Genomic DNA, 16,990 nt, shown 5'->3' with positions numbered 1-16,990 from the left:
GCGTGGGCGGCGGATGCCTTTGACGGAGCCATGAGGCCCGCGTCAACCGCATGGCCCACCGCCTCTAAGGTGTGCAATGAACAACTGGCTTCGCAAGAACCCGAATGTCCGATCTGTCCGGGTCGCTGCTGCTGACCTTAACGGTCAACCCCGTGGTAAGCGTATTCCGACCCGATTTGCCGACAAGGCACTTGAGGATGGCACCCGGTTTCCTTTCTCCGTTCTCAACCTCGACATCTGGGGGGAGGACATTGAAGACAGCCCGCTGGTCATGGAAAGCGGCGACAAGGATGGGGTGCTACGTGCGACCGAGCGTGGCTTTATGCCGATGCCCTGGCTCGAAGCGCCGACTGCCCTGCTTCCGATCTGGATGTACCACGATGATGGACGCCCTTTTGCCGGTGATCCACGTCACGCCCTGAACACAGTCTTGCAACGTTTCAAAGCGCGCGGGCTGACGCCGGTTTGCGCTGTGGAGCTTGAGTTTTTCCTGATCGATGATTCTGGCCGCAAGCTGCAGGTGCCGCCCTCACCGCGTTCCGGCAAACGCCGCCAGGCGGGCGACATTCTGTCGATGCGCGCACTTGACCAGTTCGACACCTTCTTTACCGAGCTTTATGACGCTTGCGAGGAAATGGACATTCCCGCCGACACCGCCATTTCCGAGGCAGGTCTGGGCCAGTTCGAAATCAACCTGATGCATTGCGACGATGCCCTGCGTGCCGCTGACGATGCATGGCTGTTCAAGATGCTGGTCAAAGGTCTGGCCCGCAAACACGGGTTCGCAGCCAGCTTTATGGCCAAACCCTACCCCGACTATGCGGGGTCGGGCCTGCATATGCATTTCTCGGTTCTGGATGCAGACGGCAACAACGTCTTTGATAACGGCGGCCCGGAAGGCACTGACATGCTGCGGCACGCGGTTGCCGGCTGCATGGACGCGATGGCGGGCTGTGGATTGATTTTTGCGCCCCACGCCAACAGCTATGACCGGATCGTGCCGGATGCCCATGCGCCGACCTCTGTGTGCTGGGCCTACGAGAACCGTACCTCGTCGATCCGAATTCCATCGGGAAATCCCAAGGCACGACGGATCGAACACCGCGTGGCGGGTGGCGATGTGAACCCCTACCTGATGCTTACTGCAGTACTTGGCGCTGCTATTAACGGGATCGAAGATGGTGCTACGCCGCCTGCCCCAATAACCGGCAATGCTTATGCGGCTAATCTGCCCCAAATTCCCGGCGACTGGGAAACCGCGATCAATATGTTTGAAAGCGATCCGCATGTGGCCCGCATCTTTGCCCCCGAACTTATCCGCAACCTTGTCATGACAAAGCGTCAGGAATGCCGCGACATGGGAGAGTTGAGCCGTGAAGAACAAGTCGAGATATATCTCGAAACCGTTTAAGGACAGGTTATGAAAATCGGCATTCTGATTACCGGACATCCGCCTGAAGAACTGGCAGGAAACGGGCGCTATGACGCATATTTCAAAAGGCTTTTGGGCGATGACACTTTCACCTATCAGACGTGGTCAGTTGTCGATGGAGAGATGCCGCAAGGCGTACATGACGCTGACGGTTGGCTGATTACCGGGTCACGTCACGGTGCCTATGAGCCGCATCCGTGGATACCGCCACTCGAAGGTTTCATCCGCGATTGCTTTGCCGCCAAAGTTCCAATGATTGGCGTCTGTTTTGGTCACCAGATCATTGCGCAGGCCATGGGTGGAAAAGTAGAAAAATATGACAAAGGCTGGTCCGTTGGGCATGTCGAATATGATATTGAAGGTCAGAAGATGACGATCAATGCATGGCATCAGGATCAGGTAACGGCAAAGCCCGATGCAGCCAAAACAATCGGCTCCAGCGATTTTTGCGCCCATGCAGCGCTGCTTTACGATGATATTTTCTGGACGATCCAGCCGCATCCGGAATACGGCCATGATTTTATCGAAGGACTGCTGCGGTATCGCGGCAAGGGTATTGTGCCCGACGATCAGATTGCCAAGGCGCGCGCGCGGTTGGAACTGCCACTCGACAGCCGCAAGATTGCGGACCAGATGATCGCATTTTTCAAGAAAGAGAGAGCCTGATGGCCGACTTTATCAAAAACCTGCCTCCCGCCGCCGTTACCTATCTTGAAGGAAAACGGTTGGATGAGGTCGAATGCATCATTTCCGATCTGCCGGGAATCGCGCGCGGCAAGGCCGTGCCTGCCAGCAAGTTCGCGCGTCAGGACTACTTCCATCTGCCCGACAGCATCTTTTACCAGACGATCACAGGCGACTGGGGCGAAGCGGCAGGCGATGAAGGGTTCACTGAAAAGGATATGATCCTGAAGCCCGACATGAGCACGGCGACCGCCGCGCCATGGACCGGCGACTGGACGTTGCAGATTATCCATGATGCTTATGACCGTCACGACAAACCTGTGGAGTTTTCCCCGCGCAATGTGCTTAAACGCGTGGTCCAGCTTTATCATGACAAAGGATGGGAACCGGTTGTGGCACCGGAGATGGAGTTTTTTCTGGTCGCGCGGAATCTTGATCCCGCACAGGAAATCAAGCCGATGATCGGCCGCTCCGGCAGACCCGCCGCTGCGCGACAGGCGTATTCGATGACTGCCGTGGACGAATTCGGCCCTGTGATCGACGACATTTACGACTTTGCCGAAGCGCAGGGGTTCGAGATTGACGGCATCACCCAGGAAGGCGGCGCAGGTCAGTTGGAGATCAACCTGCTGCACGGCGATCCGGTCAAGCTGGCGGATGAAGTGTTCTATTTCAAACGCCTGATCCGCGAGGCTGCGATGCGGCACGAATGCTATGCCACCTTTATGGCCAAACCGATCGAGGATGAACCCGGATCAGCGATGCACATTCACCATTCCGTGCTTGATGCGAAGACCGGAAAGAACATCTTTTCGGGCGAGAACGGCGAGGAAACCGCTGAATTCAAACACTACATCGCTGGTTTGCAGAACCATATGCCTGCAGCCCTTGCTGTTATTGCTCCTTACGTGAACAGCTACCGGCGCTACGTCAAAGATCATGCCGCACCAATCAATCTGGAATGGGGGTATGACAACCGCACCACAGGCATTCGTGTGCCGCTGTCGGGCGCGGCATCGCGGCGGGTTGAGAACCGTCTCGCCGGGATGGACTGTAACCCCTATCTGGCCATCGCGGCGTCTTTGGCCTGCGGGTACCTGGGATTGCTAGAAAAGTCCGAGCCGAAAACAGAATTCAAAGGTGACGCCTATGAAGGTGATGGTGACATCCCTCGTGTACTGGGTGCCGCGCTGGATCTGTTTGACGAGGCCACGCAGTTGCATGACGTATTGGGGCCGGAATTCGCCCGCGTTTTCGGGATCGTGAAGCGCGCCGAATATGACGAGTTTCTGCAGGTGATCTCACCATGGGAGCGGGAGCATCTGTTGCTGAACGTTTAGGACGCGGCAGAACTGCATTTCAAATATCTCGAAAAAGGTGAAACGGATGAACCTGCTTTATGCCAATGACCGCCGCGGTCAGTATCCGCAAAGCTGGTACGCCGCGACCGCGACACCGCTTGAAAGGTTCGAGCCGCTCAGAGGTGCACAGACTGCCGATGTTTGCGTCATCGGTGGAGGGTACACCGGTTTGTCCGCAGCGCTGCATCTGGCTCAAGCCGGCCGCAAGGTTGTCCTGCTCGAGGCGCAGCGCGTGGGTTTTGGTGCGTCCGGGCGCAACGGCGGCCAGCTTGGTACCGGCCAACGGGTCGAGCAGGACGCGCTTGAAAAGCTTGTCGGCCAGACGCATGCGACGCAGTTGTGGCACATGGGTCTTGAGGCAGTGCAGCTGGTCAAAGACCTGATCGCAAAGCACGATATCGACTGCCATTTGAAACCCGGCGTGGCATGGACCGCGTCAGACAAATCCGACCTGAACAATCTGCATGACTACGCTGCCTTTTTGCAAAAACGATATGGCTACGACCAGATTGAAACGCTGGATCACGCGGCGTTGCAATCGGTCTGCCCCTCCCCCGACTACACTGGCGGGATCCTCGACAGGGGTGCAGCCCACTTGCATCCGCTGAATTTTGCGCTGGGTCTGGCGCAAGCGGCGCGGGACGCCGGTGTGGTGATCCACGAAGGCAGCGCAGTCCATCACATAGACCAAGGAACGCGTGTAAAGGTCGCAACTGACGCGGGCCATGTGACCGCCGATCACGTCATTCTTGGCTGTAACGGCTATATGGGTGGTCTAAATCGCAAAGTCGCGGCGCGTGTGATGCCGATCAATAACTTCATCGTCGCTACAGAGCCGCTGGGTGAACGCGTAAAAGATGTTCTGCCCCGCGATGTCGCGGTGGCCGACAGCAGGTTTGTGGTGAACTACTTCAGGCTGTCACATGATGGCAGATTGTTGTTTGGTGGCGGCGAAAGCTATGGCTACAAGTTTCCGAAGGATATCGCAGCAAAGGTACGCAAGCCGATGTCAGTGATCTTTCCGCAGCTGGCGGATGTGAAGGTCGACTATGCATGGGGTGGCACACTGGCGATCACCATGCGCCGCCTGCCCTACATGGCGCGCGTCGCACCAAATATCCTGAGCGCATCCGGCTATTCGGGCCACGGCGTTGGCACGGCAACCCATGCAGGTAAATTGATGGCGCAGGCTTTGATCGGGGATGGTGACGGCTTTGACGCGATGGCGGCAATCCCGAGCCAGAGATTTCCGGGTGGTCCTGCCATGCGCACTCCCCTGCTCACCCTCGCAATGAGCTGGTACGCCTTACGTGACCGGTTGGGAGTATGACTGCTACTTGAGCTTGGACAGCTTGTTCTGCAAATCCGCCAACTGCTTTTTGATAGCATCCAGATCTTCGGAAGGTTCCACCTCGGGCTCCGGCTCCGTTTTGGCAATTCCACCGCTGGTCCATCCGCCCGTCATCGCTTTCAAGAAGGCATCCTGCTGGGCCTTCATCGCATCCATACCCGGCATCTTGGCCATCGGGTTCATGGAGGTCATGTTCTCGACCATCTTGCTTTGACCATCGCGTAGCATGTCGAATGAGGCTTGCAGGAATTGCGGCACCACAGACACGTTGCCTGACATATAGCTGCGCACAAGATCATTCAGCACGCTGACGGGTAAGACCGATTCACCACGGCTTTCGTGTTCTGCAATGATCTGAAGCAGGTATTGGCGCGTCAGGTCATCGCCCGACTTCAAATCAACGATCTGCACTTCCCGCCCATCGCGTATGAAACCGGAAATGTCTTCAAGCGTGACGTAATCGCTTGTTTCGGTATTATAAAGCCGCCGCGAAGCGTAGCGTTTGATAAGCAGGGGTTTGGAGTCTTCTGTCACGTGGTTCCTCCCCGAATACGTGCTGCATTGCAGCTTATGCGGTCGCGGCAAAAAAGGAAAGACAATCCCGATAGCTGCGCATTCTAGCAGTTTACACAATCGGTTTTGCATCCAACGGACAGCAAAAAGGCGGACTTTTGCAAGCCCGCCTTTGCGTCACGCCTTTCAGGGAAGAGCGGCGTGAAGTGAAATAGTCCGAGGGATCGGCTTACTTCGCTGTTGCTTTTTTCGCGGCTGTTGTCGCGTCGTTTGTCGCTTTCTTGACTGCAGCTGTTGCTTCTTCCTGCATGTCTTTGCCAGCGGCCATCATCAGCTCAACTGTTTCCATCTGCACTTTTTTCGCGATCTCAGCGAAAGCAGCCATGTGCTCTGCAGCTGTTTCAGCGGATGCAGAAGCGAAATCTGTCATCGCTTTTGCGTAGTCAGCAGGCTCGTTCTTTGCTTTTGACATTTCTGCCAGCTTGGAAACGGTTTCTTTTGTCCACTTTGAAGAAATCTCTGTGGATTTCTCAACGGCTGTCAGGGCTACGCCGGACAGCTTTTCGTTCAGTGTTGCAGTCGTTTTGAATGCATCTTCCATCGCAGCTGTATCAACAGGGAATGAACCCATTACATCTTTGAACATCGCGGTCATATCAGGTGTCTTTGTCATGTTATCGTCCTTTGCTGGCGTTTCGCTGCGTCCGGAGGGTCACCCTCTTTCTGCGCTTGCAAAGGATATACATGCTGCAGTGCGGCATTTCAAGTATTATTCTGCACTGCAGCAAAAAATTTCCCTAGGGGGAACTTCGTTCCAAAACTGCCAACAATTTCAGCGATTTGCCTTCTTTTCCACATAGGCACCAGGGGCGTCAGACAGGACTGCATGCCCGTTATCGCCCGGATGGCGCGCGGGAATCATCGATCCGGAGCGCTTCTTCAGCCACTTCTCCCAACGTGGCCACCAAGACCCTTCAGTAAATTCTGCCCCTTCAAGCCAGGCCTTATAGTCCAGGGTCAGATCATCGTTGGTATAGTGACCGTATTTGCCCTTTGACGGCGGGTTGACGATGCCTGCGATATGGCCCGATTGGGTCATGATGAACGTCTTGTCCTTTGATCCCATCTTTTGCACGCCGCGAAAGCTGTCCTTCCACGGAGCGATGTGATCCGTCTCACAAGCGATGGCGCAGATAGGCACGTCGACTTCATCCAACACCAGATGATGACCCAAAAGGTCATACCCGCCTTCAGCGAGCTGGTTGCCCTGACAAAGACCGCGCAAATATTCCATCGCCATCTTGGCAGGAAGGTTTGCACCGTCACCGTTCCAGTAAAGCAGATCAAAAGCCGGAGGTGTCTCTCCCATCATGTAGCTTTTGACCGCAGGCCCATAAACAAGATCATTTGAGCGCAGAAACGAGAACGTCCGCGCCATGATGATGGACGGCAGGATACCCTTGTCCTCCGTCTCCGCCTCGATCCCGTCGATAAAATCATCTGTGAGGAACGGCTGGAATTCCCCCTGATCGGAAAAGTCTGTCAGAGCGGTAAAGAACGTGGCCGATTTGACAGACTTGTCACCCTTTTGCTTGAGAAGGCTAAGCGTCAGCGACAAAGTCGTGCCTGCGATACAATAGCCGACTGCGTTGATCTGCTTTTCGCCTGTAATCGCTTTGACTTCTTTAATGGCGGCGAGATAGCCGTCTTCGACATAGTCACCCATGCCAACGTCGCGATAGGTGGCATCAGGATTGACCCAAGACACCATGAACAAGGTGTACCCCTGATCCGTGACCCATTTGACCAAAGAGTTCTGCGCCTTGAGGTCAAGGATATAGAATTTGTTGATCCAAGGCGGAAAGATCAGCAAAGGCGTCTTGTGCACTTTCTCAGTCGTGGGCGCATACTGGATCAACTCGAACATGCGGTTGCGGAACACAACCTTGCCCGGTGTCGTCGCAATGTTTTCGCCTAACTTGAACGCCTTTTCGTCGGCAAGCTTCACGATCAGTTCGCCGTCGTTGGATTCCAGATCATTGATCAGGTTTTCCAGCCCCTTGATCAGACTCTCCCCTTCGGTATCGACCGCGCGCTGCAACGCATCGGGGTTGGTAGCCAGAAAATTGGTGGGGCTCATCATATCAATGATCTGGCGACTGAAGTATGCGAGACGCTGTTTCTCGCGGGGGTCCATGTCGGTGACATCTTCGACAGCCTGACTGACCGCTTCTGCGTTTATGAGATACTGTTGTTTCACGTAATTGAAATAGGGGTGCGTTTCCCACAGCGGGTTGGTGAAACGGCGGTCTTTTCCTGTGCGGTCCTCGGGGGCTGACAGCTTGCCCTTGGCCAGCGCCTGCTGGGCTTCGACAAAATGGGTAACGGTCTTGGTCCAATAGCCCATCTGATGCTCCATCAGCTTGGCCGGATTGGTCAGTGCCTCTGCAAAGTACGCCTGCCCTGCCTTGGCGAACAATTCTTGATTCGGGCCATCCAGTGATTGCTGGTGGGTTTGTCGGTGGGACATGACCTTGGCCAAACGCTCGGTCAACTCCTCTACTTTCTTAAGATTTTCAGCCATCCGCGCCATGGACGCCTCACTCGCAGCGTCATGTTCCGTGGTTTTAGTTGTCATCTTAATCTTTTACTCCTATCTTCGCAGGTGCAGCATAATGTCGTCCTTTCAGGGGCAGGAGCGACGTAGATGCCCGACCAGGGCCCAAAAAGGAGACCCCACATGCGTTATATGGCGACCTACGACCTCATGGAAACGGTACGGAATACCAACCAATGGCTTGGCGCGTCGGCGCTTGCAATGGCATCCTACCCCGCTTTCTCTGTGTTTCCAAACCCTGCTTTGAACTGGATGGCAGCTTGGGGTGAAGTAACGGAACGGACCTTCAGCCGCATGGTAATGAAGCCGGACTGGAATATTCCACCCTTCGTGAATTCCGAAGGCCAGGACCGCATCGTTGTCGAAGAAATCGTGATTGAGCGGCCTTTCGGTGACTTGTTGCACTTCCGTGTTCAGGGGCGTTCGGCCCCCAAGCGCAAAGTGCTGCTGGTTGCACCGATGTCCGGCCACTACGCTACCTTGCTCCGCTCGACCGTGATCAGCCTTCTGCCTGATTGTGATGTCTATATCACCGACTGGCACAATGCGCGGGACATTCCGGTAAGTGCGGGCAAGTTCGATATCGAGGACTACACTCTCTATATCACTGACTTCATGCGCGAGCTTGGGAAAGACCTGCATGTGATCGCGGTGTGTCAGCCTGCACCTCTTACCCTTGCGGCGACGGCCTTGCTGGCAGAAGAAGATCCGACAGCACAGCCAAGCACGCTCACGCTGATCGGCGGGCCAATTGATCCATCTGCCGCACCGACCGAAGTAACGGATTTCGGTCATTCCGTGACGATGGGGCAGCTTGAGCAGATGATGATCCAGCGTGTCGGCTTTAAATACGAAGGGGTTGGCCGGATGGTCTATCCCGGCCTCTTGCAGCTGTCATCGTTTATCTCAATGAACGCGGAAACCCACATGACCGCGTTTCAGGACCAGATCAACCGTGTTGCAAACGGCGAAGCGCACGAGCATGACAAGCACAACAAGTTCTATGATGAATATCTTGCTGTGATGGATATGCCGGCTGAATTCTACCTCTCGACGGTAGACCGTATCTTTAAAGCGGGCGAGATTGCGTCCAACAGCTTCACCGTCAAAGGTAAGAAGGTGGATATCGGCAAGATCACGGACGTTGCCGTGATGACTGTTGAAGGCACCAAGGATGACATTTCCGCACCCGGTCAGTGCATCGCAGCGCTTGCGCTGTGTACCGGTCTGGACGCATCGAAAAAGGCAAGTCATCTGGAAGACGGTGCAGGCCACTATGGCATCTTTGCCGGTAACAGCTGGCGCAAGAATATCCGCCCCCTTGTGCTCGATTTTATTGACGATCATGAGAACGCGACACCGCCAAGCTACCGCAAACGTGGTAAGCCCGTCAAAGATGCGGCGAACATGAACGTCGCAGTCTAAAGCAATGGCAGGTGCAGCGATTGAGTTTTCCTGCGCCTGCCAAAAGATACGGGGCGAGTTACACAATGCCCCTGCAAAAGGGCTACATCTTGGCTGCTTTTGCGCTTCATGCCTTGCCGGAGCGCTCCATGCTGGTGATGCACCGGACAAGGGAGAACCGGTTTATTTCTTCCTTACCCAACCTGAAAATATCAATGTCATCCAGGGACTTGACCAGCTGAAGCCTTATGCCTTCAGTCCCGAGGGCATCATTCGATGGCAAGCGGCTTGTTGCGGCGGACAGATATTTTCTTCTCAACCTGACCCAAAGTCCGGATTTATGTCGGTACGCACCGACAAACTGTCAGATCATGCGGCCCTCGGCCCCGTCAGATCACGGGCCTTCGTGCCGACGGGAAACGGTAAGACGCGGATCGAAGGCAAGGCAAGGTTGGCGAAATACGTCTTCAACGCGGTGCGAGCCCGGCTGAGTGGGAGGTGGCGCAAGACGCCGCTTTACAATGTAGAAACGGAACAGCCGATCGTTCCCGTCACGCTGATTTCTGTCGCAGAAAAACGCGCCCTGCTCGACACCGTTTGATCTATTGCAAAACCAGTGGCTGGCGCATCCAGTTGCGCAAAGCAGCAGTCGTCTCGGCTGGCTGTTCCAGCGTCGGCAGATGGCCTGCGTGCTCCAAAACAACAAGTTCGGCGTAGGGGATGAGTTCGGCCATGAACGTATGGCGTTTCACCGGGCACAACTGGTCATGCTCGCCGCACAGGATCAGCGCAGGCGTGCGGCACTTACGTAGTACGGCCTGCTGATCGCGCCGCCGCTGCAGCGCGCGTGACTGGCGGATGTATACCTCCGGTCCCAGCACTTCGGCCATATCCAACACCAATTCCAGCACGTCAGGACGGTGCGGCCCCGGTGCCAGATATTCGGGACGCATTTCATCCTGCATAACTTCAAGCAAACGCCCCGAGCGCACCTTGACGATGCGTGGCTCGCGATCAGCGGCAATAACGGGCGTTTCAGCCAGCGGGTTGGTATCCAACAGCGCAATCCGCGTGATCCGGTCGGGCGCACGGCGCAAAAGCTCCATTGCAACGATGCCGCCCATAGACAACCCAGCCAGCGCAAAGCGTGCAGGTAGCATATCCAGCAAACTAGATGCTATTTCCTCGATGCGTTCGCCCTGCGTCACAGGGGCTACCATCACAGCCGTATCTGCCGAAAGTTCTGCTATCTGCGGGCCGAAAACACGCGCGTCACACATCATACCAGGCAGCAGGACCAATGGTTCAGCCATTAAAAGAAACCGCTTTGAATTTGCATGTTAAATGACCTCCCCACAGGATCCGTTCGCCTTATTCACCGGACGGTCCAGCCGCACCATACGCCGGGGCCAAGGGCGGCCTCAACCCCAGAAAAGGCGGGAAATCAGCATAACGCGCCCGCCGCTTCTCAAGCGGCTCGGTCGGGGTTTCGCCCCTGCGCAGCAACAGGCCACGCGGTGCAATATAGCTGGAAATGGTTCGCCACGGTTGTGGGCGCCAGACAAGGTTCAGCGCCGCAAGTTTCGGAAAGAACCACATTTCCGAATAGGTCAGATGATCATGCAGCCACCACGCCAAATCGCGCCAGTCGCGGCCCTGGTCGTATTGATCCGCGAACCATGGAACCACAATGGAGGCACCGGCAATCGCATCATCCCCCGCCCCGCGATCCCAGATATGGCATTCAAGCGGGTGCGTGTTGCGTGCGCAGTTGAGTTTATGTTCGTTCCCATAGCGGTTCAGGTCAGGAGACCGGTAGCCGGACCGCACTGCGACACGCCCGAACGTTTCCTCCAGCGGGTCAAGCAACGCGGTACAAAACGCCCTTCCGTTTTCGAGCACAAGATCAGGGTTTTCAGGCAAGTTCGGCAAACCGTGGAACCCCGATATCTCAGAATACATAAAATCCCGCATGAAGAAGTACCGTGAAAGTCGCTGTCGGCCGAACGTCTCAAGGCTCCACATGCTGGCCGGTTTACGCATCAGCCAAACCCGTTCCAGCGGAACGCACCCTTGTCACTCAAGGGCGAGAAAGGATTATGCGCGATTTCCCAGATATGCCCTTCGGGATCTTCAAAGTAGCCATGATGCCCGCCCCAGAACACATCGCTTGCTGGTTTGAGAACGTTAGCCCCTGCCTCCTTGGCCCGCGCTATGATCTGGCCCACCTCTTTCTTCGATGGCACGTTATGGCCAAGTGTCATCGCGCCACATCCCAAAGCATCCACGTCAACGCCGATGTCCTCGGCCAGCTTTTCCAGCGGGTAAAGCCCAAGTGTCTGCCCGATCAGATCATATGCGATCACACCATCCTGGGTTTCGACACGTTGCCAACCAAGCGCGTCATAGAACGCCGCTTGCCGCTCCATGTCGCGCACACCAAGTGTGATTAAAGATATCCGTTGCTCCATCAAAGTCTCCTCGCCCGGCTGAGTATACCGGCAATAACGCCGTCCGTCTGCGTCGGTGACATGATGGGCCGCTTTTGCACGCCAGAGATGATATCTTCGAACAGTGTTTCCTGCGCGGTGAAATAGCCCGACACGCTTACCGACATCTGAGGTTCGTCAAATTCGGCGGTCAGATTGTCGTCATCGTAAGGACCGAAGAGGTGGAGTACAGCCCCGCAGAGAAAAGTGATGCTAACAATAAAACACACGAATTTAACGAAATCTTTCATTAACTTGCCCGATCAACCTCATCTATTGCCTGAAGGATGAGATCTAGGCATGGACCATCCGAAAACCTGTGATCGGCGTCCTTGACCAGTCGCAGATGCATGTCCGGCCCGCTAGCATGCTCAAGCAACTTCACTGCGGTCGAGGTGGAGACTGCCGTATCCGCGGTCCCCTGAAGGAAGCGTACCGGAAACGGGAGATCAAGAGGCGCTCTTAGCACCAACTGCTTGCGCCCGTCTTCAATCATCCTCTTTGTAATGATATAGGGCTCCATGTAATCCGAGGGCAACTCGATATGGCCTTCCTGCTCCAGCTCGCGCTTCTGCGCGTCTGTGAAAGAAGCCCAATACCCGTCTTCGGTGAAGTCCGGCGCGGCAGCGATTGTCACCAGGCCAGCGACCCGCGCAGGCTGCGCCCGCGCCAGCAACAGCGCCTGCCACCCTCCCATCGAAGAACCTACCGGCAAAAGTGGCCCTTCGGTCAGCGCCCCGACAGCCTCTGCTGTGTCTTCTGCCCAGTCGCCGATGCTTCCATCGGTGAACGCGCCCGACGATTCGCCATGGCCTGAGTAGTCAAATCGGAGGAAAGCCCGCCCGTTTTTGCGTGCCCAATCCTCCAGAAAGACAGCTTTTGTGCCCTCCATGTCAGATTTCAGCCCGCCCAGAAACACCACCGTCGGCCCCTTCCCCGGTGTGTGATGATAGGCCAGCCTGCGCCCTTGTTTTGTTGACAGAAACTGCGTCTCGCCCATGTAAGCTCCTTCATGTTTTGCTGGATCATGCGCGGGGTCCACCTCGGACACAACCATCAGATTTATAAGTTACCATATTGTCACGTGACTAATTACTCACGTATAAACGATTCCATGGACGCAGTTTTCAAAGCTCTTGCCGATCCGGCCCGCCGTACCTTGCTTGACGCTTTGCGCCGCAAGGACGGTCAGTCATTGCAAGAACTGACGGAACTGCTGGATATGACCCGCTTTGGCGTGATGAAGCACCTTGGTGTGCTCGAAGACGCAGGACTGGTCGTGACCCACAAAAAAGGACGGTTCAAACTCCATTATCTGAACGCCGTCCCCCTGCAACAAACCATAGACCGCTGGATTGAGCCGATGCGCGTAAAACCGGCAGCGAGAGCAGTATTGAACCTAAAATCAACACTCGAAGGGAACGATACGATGACCAAACCCGATTTTATGATGCAGACATTCATCCGCTGCACGCAGGACGCTTTGTGGGACGCCTTAAGCGATCCGGACAGTATGGCGGCCTATCACTTCATGTGTGACCGCGTAGAAGGTGAAGCTGTCGAGGGCGGCAACCTTGTCTGGATCTTACCAGACGGGAACAAGATGTTGTCCCAACGTCCGATAAAGGTGGAGCCGAAAACAAGGATCGAAGCTACGTTCGAGCCGCATTTCTTCGGGCCGGACGCCCCTGCCTCGCGCATGGCGTTTATCATTGAGCCTCAAGGCGACGCCTGCAAGCTGACGATCGAACACTACGACATCCCCGAAGGCCAGGACGGTGTGGCCGAAGGTTGGGCCCGACTGGCGGCCTCGCTCAAGTCATGGCTTGAGACCGGCACCGGCATGAAAGCGGCAATGTAGAGGATCAATTTGATGGAAACCTTTCCCACCGAGCTTGGCATTCTGACGTGCCTTACCCTGATGGCAGCATCCATGTGGATACCCTACATCGTCGGCGTCAACACAGCGCCTGCGGGATCAATTCCAAGTGATGCGCCAGATGGATTTATCCGTATCGCCGATCCGACACAGCAGCGTCCTTGGGTGCAGCGGGCATGGCGCGCGCATTTGAACCTGCTGGAGCAGGGCATACCCTTTGCGGTACTTGTATTGCTGGTAGACCGGATGGACGGTTTTTCCGCCCTTACCTACTGGACCGCGATTGCCTTTTTCTGGCTCCGCGTGGCGCATGCAGTTGGCTATATTACGGCGGGCGCAAGGTTGCCCTTACGCCCGCTGTTATTTCTGGGTGGTTGGATCTGTTGTCTGCTGATGGGCTATGCGGTCTTTGCCGCAGCACCTTAGCCGCCGACGTAAACGCTTGTCTTGGGCCGGTAAAAGACCTTTTGGCCATGTAGCCGGCCCAGCAATTCCTCGCCCGTGCGCTGATCCTCTTCGATTACCCGGATCGATTCAAGGTTGGCGGGGTTGTCATCGCCCAGCGCAAGCCGCATGCGGCACAGTTCGCGCCCACGCGCGCGCAACGCCTCTTCGATCAGATCGACATCTTCGATGGACAGATTGAAAGTACGATTATAGCTCGACATTGCGGTCCCCATGTAAATTGGCAGTGCTGTACGGGTCAGCGGCTTTGTCGTAAATAGCGGCTTTCTAGTCGCAGTCAACGTATACATAGGCATACTTCCACCGACCTAGAACCCTTCCTCGACCTCAGGCAGACGCAGCGCCACGCCCGCCGCCGCAATCGCCATCACGGCAAACACAACAAGCGTCGCCTGCGCACCGATCAGCGCTGCCCCGCCGCCCACAACGCCTGCGAGCAAAAGCAAGCTGCCGATCACCGTGTTGCTAACAGCCGCATATGCCGCGCGTTGGTCCTCCGGCGCGAGGTCTACAAGGTAGGTCGAGCGGGCTTGCCGTACGCCGTGGTAGGCAATCATCAGAACGAATAGCACCGCGGGCATTGCCCAAACCTGTGTCGCAAGTCCCACCGCCCAAAGCGCCACGGCCGACAGCATGGACGCCGCGCCAAGGATGCCTGTTAGCATTAGGACTGTCTTACTAGACTTATCCGCGAACCTCCCCCAGACATAAGAGCTGAGGAATGACGCCACGGCTGATGCCAAAACAAGGGCACCCAATGCGCCCAGTGTCTCTTCTGCGCCTTGCCCGCCGAGCACGACCAGATAGGGTGGTGCCAGTGAGGTCGAAACAAGCAAGCCGCGCACAAGGATAAAGCTGCGCAATTCGGGTTTCTCCTTGAGGAGGGCAAAGCCTGCACCCGTGGCACCGGTCTTTTCACTGGGGTCCTCTTCCATTCGTGAAAACAGCAACGCAGCGACAACCCAAAGGATTGCGGCCAGTGCGATGGCCGCGATGACCACCCCGCGACTTTGCACAAGCCCCGAGATCAACAGCACCGCAAACACCACGACCCCGATGGCGGAGGCCGATCCCGCAAGGCCCGTTACCGAACCCCGCTGCGATTTGGGAACCGTCTTCCCAAGGATGTCCTTGTAGGAGACTGAACAGGCCGCGCGACATAGCGCGAGAAGCGCCAATGCGGCACAGATTGCGAAACCGGCCGCCGCGCCTTCCAGAGATAGGGCTGCCAGCACGATCAGTCCTGCTGCAACGCCCTGCCCCGCACTGCCTGCAACCCAGATCCATTTCCGCAAGGAAGTCCTGCGCACGACCGACGCCAGGGGCATCTGCGGCAACAGGGCGCCTGCCTCACGGATCGGCACCAAGGCACCCGCATATACAGCCGGCGCACCAAGCGACGTCAAAAGCCACGCAAGGACGAGTTTCGGATCAATGAGGCCATCCGCGACTTTCGTCATCGAAAGGGACGCGATGTGGCGCAGACCATTGCGGGCATGCGCTTTGTCCGGGGTCTTTTCCGCGCCGGAGATCGTCTCGAACGCCTGCTGGGCCGTTGTAGTGTCTGACGGGGACATGGATACGCCTCTTCTTGCGGTTTTACATAACTCGGACAGGTCTGGTGACGTGACGTAGGGCAACCTGCCGCATTCTCCAGCCTGTTGTGTCGCCCCCGCCTTCTGATAACGCTGACATCATGCTTGAAACAAAACCCGATCGCCTGCTCATTCCTGTCCTGTCAGCGTGTAATTTCGTGATCGGGATGGGGGCCTTTGTGATTATCGGCCTGATCGAACCTTTGGGCGAGGACATCGGACGCACACCTGCGCAGGCCGGACAGTTGATGACCGTCTACGCGCTCGCTTACGCAGTAATGTCGCCTGTGCTGGTTGCGCTGACCGGCCAGATCGGCAGACGCCGCGTGATGACTGCTGCCTTTGTCCTTTTTACGATTGCCGCCATCCTGGCCGCATTGGCACCGGGCTTTGGTATGCTTGTGCTCAGCCGGATCGTCGCGGCCGCCGGCGCAGGCATGTTCACGCCTGTCGCCGCGGCAGTTGCCGCAGCCCTTTATGCCCCGGACCAGCGCGCACGCGTGCTGGCAGCTGTGTTCTTTGGCCTGACAATCGCTCAGGTCGCGGGCGTACCTGCGGGCAGTTACATCGCCTACTCTATCGGCTGGCGCTATGCTTTTGGCGTGGTGATCGTGCTTAGCCTGCCGTGCATCTGGCTGATCTGGACCCGCGTCCCTGCGGGCCTGCGGTTTCAACCTGTGCGGATGTCTGACCTGGGCCAGACACTGGGCGATTTTCGCACAATGCTGGCCATCACCTTTACCGGTACATTTCTGGGATCGACATACGTTCTTTATACCTACATCGCGCCCCTGCTTAGCCAAACCATGGGATACGGCAGGGACGGCATCACCTTTATTCTGGTGATGTTCGGTCTAGGCGCTGTCGGAGGAAACATCCTCGGGGGGATGCTGGCGGACCGCTATGGCTGGCACCGCACGTTGACTGGACTTTGTTTTGCGCAGATCGCCTTGATGCCGCTTTTTTCACTGCTCCCGTTCAGCACGCCCTTGCTTGGTGTACTCAGCGTGGTCTGGGCTGTCAGCGGCTGGTCCTTCATGGCCGGGCAGCAGATGCGTTTGATCAATTTCGCAGGTCCGCGCGCGCCGGTGGTACTGGCGCTGAACGCGGCAGCTATCTATGTGGGCGCAGCCATCGGCTCTGCCTTCGGCGGCTTGGTGCTGGCCCAATTCGGGATCACATCGCTTGGCTTCTTTGCCG

The 16,990-nt window shown here is 56.5% G+C and carries 18 protein-coding genes and 1 pseudogene; 9 read left to right on the top strand and 10 right to left on the bottom strand.

Features of this window, described 5'->3' with window-relative positions; all coding sequences use genetic code 11:
• Nucleotides 1-76: 76 nt before the first annotated feature.
• The 4 genes from Z946_RS0116280 to Z946_RS0116265 are packed head-to-tail and all read left to right on the top strand — an operon-like array spanning nt 77 to nt 4,807.
• Nucleotides 77-1,411, top strand: a complete 1,335-nt coding sequence (locus tag Z946_RS0116280) for a glutamine synthetase family protein (protein ID WP_025056787.1) — start codon at nt 77-79, stop codon at nt 1,409-1,411.
• A 9-nt stretch (nt 1,412-1,420) separates the two neighbouring features.
• Nucleotides 1,421-2,098, top strand: a complete 678-nt coding sequence (locus Z946_RS0116275; RefSeq protein WP_025056786.1) for a type 1 glutamine amidotransferase — start codon at nt 1,421-1,423, stop codon at nt 2,096-2,098.
• On the top strand, nt 2,098-3,456 hold the full coding sequence (locus Z946_RS0116270; RefSeq protein WP_025056785.1) for a glutamine synthetase family protein: 1,359 nt from the start codon (nt 2,098-2,100) through the stop codon (nt 3,454-3,456). The genes Z946_RS0116275 and Z946_RS0116270 overlap by 1 nt, the downstream gene beginning before the upstream one ends.
• A gap of 46 nt (nt 3,457-3,502) precedes the next feature.
• The gene (locus Z946_RS0116265) at nt 3,503-4,807 is read left to right on the top strand and encodes an NAD(P)/FAD-dependent oxidoreductase (RefSeq protein ID WP_025056784.1); all 1,305 of its coding nucleotides are present in this window, start codon (nt 3,503-3,505) and stop codon (nt 4,805-4,807) included.
• A 3-nt stretch (nt 4,808-4,810) separates the two neighbouring features.
• On the opposite strand, the gene phaR is transcribed toward Z946_RS0116265, so the two are convergent.
• The 3 genes from phaR to Z946_RS0116250 all read right to left on the bottom strand — a co-directional run bounded on the left by phaR (nt 4,811) and on the right by Z946_RS0116250 (nt 7,979).
• Nucleotides 4,811-5,362 carry a polyhydroxyalkanoate synthesis repressor PhaR gene (gene phaR / locus Z946_RS0116260; RefSeq protein ID WP_025056783.1) on the bottom strand — a complete coding sequence of 184 codons (552 nt, stop codon included), beginning with the start codon at nt 5,360-5,362 and terminating at the stop codon, nt 4,811-4,813.
• Between the two features lie 208 nt (nt 5,363-5,570).
• Entirely contained in the window at nt 5,571-6,014 is a 444-nt protein-coding gene (locus Z946_RS0116255) for a phasin family protein (protein WP_025056782.1), read from the bottom strand.
• 159 nt (nt 6,015-6,173) lie between these two features.
• Nucleotides 6,174-7,979 (bottom strand): PHA/PHB synthase family protein, encoded by a 1,806-nt coding sequence (locus Z946_RS0116250; protein ID WP_025056781.1) that lies wholly within the window; start codon nt 7,977-7,979, stop codon nt 6,174-6,176.
• A 102-nt stretch (nt 7,980-8,081) separates the two neighbouring features.
• On the opposite strand from Z946_RS0116250, the gene phaZ reads away from it, so the two are divergent.
• Nucleotides 8,082-9,383 (top strand): polyhydroxyalkanoate depolymerase, encoded by a 1,302-nt coding sequence (gene phaZ / locus Z946_RS0116245; protein ID WP_025056780.1) that lies wholly within the window; start codon nt 8,082-8,084, stop codon nt 9,381-9,383.
• A gap of 4 nt (nt 9,384-9,387) precedes the next feature.
• Nucleotides 9,388-9,963, top strand: coding sequence for a DUF6151 family protein (locus Z946_RS0116240; RefSeq protein WP_025056779.1), 576 nt, complete (start codon nt 9,388-9,390; stop codon nt 9,961-9,963).
• A gap of 1 nt (nt 9,964) precedes the next feature.
• Here the strand turns inward: Z946_RS0116240 and Z946_RS0116235 are convergent, their stop codons facing one another.
• From Z946_RS0116235 to Z946_RS0116215, 5 genes are read right to left on the bottom strand one after another with little or no spacing between them, the layout of a single operon-like run.
• A complete protein-coding gene (locus Z946_RS0116235; protein WP_025056778.1) occupies nt 9,965-10,675 on the bottom strand; it encodes an alpha/beta fold hydrolase in 711 nt (236 codons plus the stop codon).
• A 58-nt stretch (nt 10,676-10,733) separates the two neighbouring features.
• Nucleotides 10,734-11,405, bottom strand: coding sequence for a hypothetical protein (locus Z946_RS0116230; RefSeq protein WP_375782152.1), 672 nt, complete (start codon nt 11,403-11,405; stop codon nt 10,734-10,736).
• Nucleotides 11,405-11,833 carry a VOC family protein gene (locus tag Z946_RS0116225; RefSeq protein WP_025056776.1) on the bottom strand — a complete coding sequence of 143 codons (429 nt, stop codon included), beginning with the start codon at nt 11,831-11,833 and terminating at the stop codon, nt 11,405-11,407. The genes Z946_RS0116230 and Z946_RS0116225 overlap by 1 nt, the downstream gene beginning before the upstream one ends.
• Nucleotides 11,833-12,102 carry a hypothetical protein gene (locus Z946_RS0116220; protein WP_025056775.1) on the bottom strand — a complete coding sequence of 90 codons (270 nt, stop codon included), beginning with the start codon at nt 12,100-12,102 and terminating at the stop codon, nt 11,833-11,835. The genes Z946_RS0116225 and Z946_RS0116220 overlap by 1 nt, the downstream gene beginning before the upstream one ends.
• Nucleotides 12,102-12,851, bottom strand: a complete 750-nt coding sequence (locus tag Z946_RS0116215) for an alpha/beta fold hydrolase (protein WP_025056774.1) — start codon at nt 12,849-12,851, stop codon at nt 12,102-12,104. The genes Z946_RS0116220 and Z946_RS0116215 overlap by 1 nt, the downstream gene beginning before the upstream one ends.
• Nucleotides 12,852-12,965: 114 nt before the next feature.
• On the opposite strand from Z946_RS0116215, the gene Z946_RS0116210 reads away from it, so the two are divergent.
• Both Z946_RS0116210 and Z946_RS0116205 read left to right on the top strand, forming a co-directional pair.
• The gene (locus tag Z946_RS0116210; RefSeq protein WP_025056773.1) at nt 12,966-13,712 is read left to right on the top strand and encodes an ArsR/SmtB family transcription factor; all 747 of its coding nucleotides are present in this window, start codon (nt 12,966-12,968) and stop codon (nt 13,710-13,712) included.
• Between the two features lie 12 nt (nt 13,713-13,724).
• Complete coding sequence (locus Z946_RS0116205) at nt 13,725-14,156, top strand: MAPEG family protein (RefSeq protein ID WP_025056772.1); 432 nt, start codon at nt 13,725-13,727, stop codon at nt 14,154-14,156.
• Here Z946_RS0116205 and Z946_RS0116200 read toward each other — a convergent pair.
• A complete protein-coding gene (locus tag Z946_RS0116200) occupies nt 14,153-14,398 on the bottom strand; it encodes a hypothetical protein (RefSeq protein ID WP_025056771.1) in 246 nt (81 codons plus the stop codon). The genes Z946_RS0116205 and Z946_RS0116200 overlap by 4 nt on opposite strands.
• A 105-nt stretch (nt 14,399-14,503) precedes the next feature.
• The gene (locus tag Z946_RS0116195; RefSeq protein ID WP_025056770.1) at nt 14,504-15,772 is read right to left on the bottom strand and encodes an MFS transporter; all 1,269 of its coding nucleotides are present in this window, start codon (nt 15,770-15,772) and stop codon (nt 14,504-14,506) included.
• A 119-nt stretch (nt 15,773-15,891) separates the two neighbouring features.
• On the opposite strand from Z946_RS0116195, the pseudogene Z946_RS0116190 reads away from it, so the two are divergent.
• Nucleotides 15,892-16,842, top strand: a pseudogene (locus Z946_RS0116190) (MFS transporter); the annotation flags it as partial.
• Nucleotides 16,843-16,990: the final 148 nt, after the last annotated feature.

Source organism: Sulfitobacter noctilucicola (assembly GCF_000622385.1).
GTDB classification, from domain to species: domain Bacteria; phylum Pseudomonadota; class Alphaproteobacteria; order Rhodobacterales; family Rhodobacteraceae; genus Sulfitobacter; species Sulfitobacter noctilucicola.
Note: the sequence above shows the minus strand (reverse complement) of the source record. Positions and strands in the feature narration are given on the sequence as shown.

What these genes read in the sequence shown, in the direction of transcription:
- Z946_RS0116215 (WP_025056774.1), bottom strand. Translation starts at nt 12,851, where the DNA reads ATGGGCGAGACGCAGTTTCTGTCAACAAAACAAGGGCGCAGGCTGGCC.
- Z946_RS0116225 (WP_025056776.1), bottom strand. Translation starts at nt 11,833, where the DNA reads ATGGAGCAACGGATATCTTTAATCACACTTGGTGTGCGCGACATGGAG.
- Z946_RS0116210 (WP_025056773.1), top strand. Translation starts at nt 12,966, where the DNA reads ATGGACGCAGTTTTCAAAGCTCTTGCCGATCCGGCCCGCCGTACCTTG.
- Z946_RS0116250 (WP_025056781.1), bottom strand. Translation starts at nt 7,979, where the DNA reads ATGACAACTAAAACCACGGAACATGACGCTGCGAGTGAGGCGTCCATG.
- Z946_RS0116275 (WP_025056786.1), top strand. Translation starts at nt 1,421, where the DNA reads ATGAAAATCGGCATTCTGATTACCGGACATCCGCCTGAAGAACTGGCA.
- Z946_RS0116200 (WP_025056771.1), bottom strand. Translation starts at nt 14,398, where the DNA reads ATGTCGAGCTATAATCGTACTTTCAATCTGTCCATCGAAGATGTCGAT.
- Z946_RS0116205 (WP_025056772.1), top strand. Translation starts at nt 13,725, where the DNA reads ATGGAAACCTTTCCCACCGAGCTTGGCATTCTGACGTGCCTTACCCTG.
- Z946_RS0116195 (WP_025056770.1), bottom strand. Translation starts at nt 15,772, where the DNA reads ATGTCCCCGTCAGACACTACAACGGCCCAGCAGGCGTTCGAGACGATC.
- phaZ (WP_025056780.1), top strand. Translation starts at nt 8,082, where the DNA reads ATGCGTTATATGGCGACCTACGACCTCATGGAAACGGTACGGAATACC.
- Z946_RS0116270 (WP_025056785.1), top strand. Translation starts at nt 2,098, where the DNA reads ATGGCCGACTTTATCAAAAACCTGCCTCCCGCCGCCGTTACCTATCTT.
- Z946_RS0116265 (WP_025056784.1), top strand. Translation starts at nt 3,503, where the DNA reads ATGAACCTGCTTTATGCCAATGACCGCCGCGGTCAGTATCCGCAAAGC.
- Z946_RS0116280 (WP_025056787.1), top strand. Translation starts at nt 77, where the DNA reads ATGAACAACTGGCTTCGCAAGAACCCGAATGTCCGATCTGTCCGGGTC.
- Z946_RS0116235 (WP_025056778.1), bottom strand. Translation starts at nt 10,675, where the DNA reads ATGGCTGAACCATTGGTCCTGCTGCCTGGTATGATGTGTGACGCGCGT.
- Z946_RS0116220 (WP_025056775.1), bottom strand. Translation starts at nt 12,102, where the DNA reads ATGAAAGATTTCGTTAAATTCGTGTGTTTTATTGTTAGCATCACTTTT.
- Z946_RS0116240 (WP_025056779.1), top strand. Translation starts at nt 9,388, where the DNA reads ATGGCAGGTGCAGCGATTGAGTTTTCCTGCGCCTGCCAAAAGATACGG.
- Z946_RS0116255 (WP_025056782.1), bottom strand. Translation starts at nt 6,014, where the DNA reads ATGACAAAGACACCTGATATGACCGCGATGTTCAAAGATGTAATGGGT.
- Z946_RS0116230 (WP_375782152.1), bottom strand. Translation starts at nt 11,405, where the DNA reads ATGCGTAAACCGGCCAGCATGTGGAGCCTTGAGACGTTCGGCCGACAG.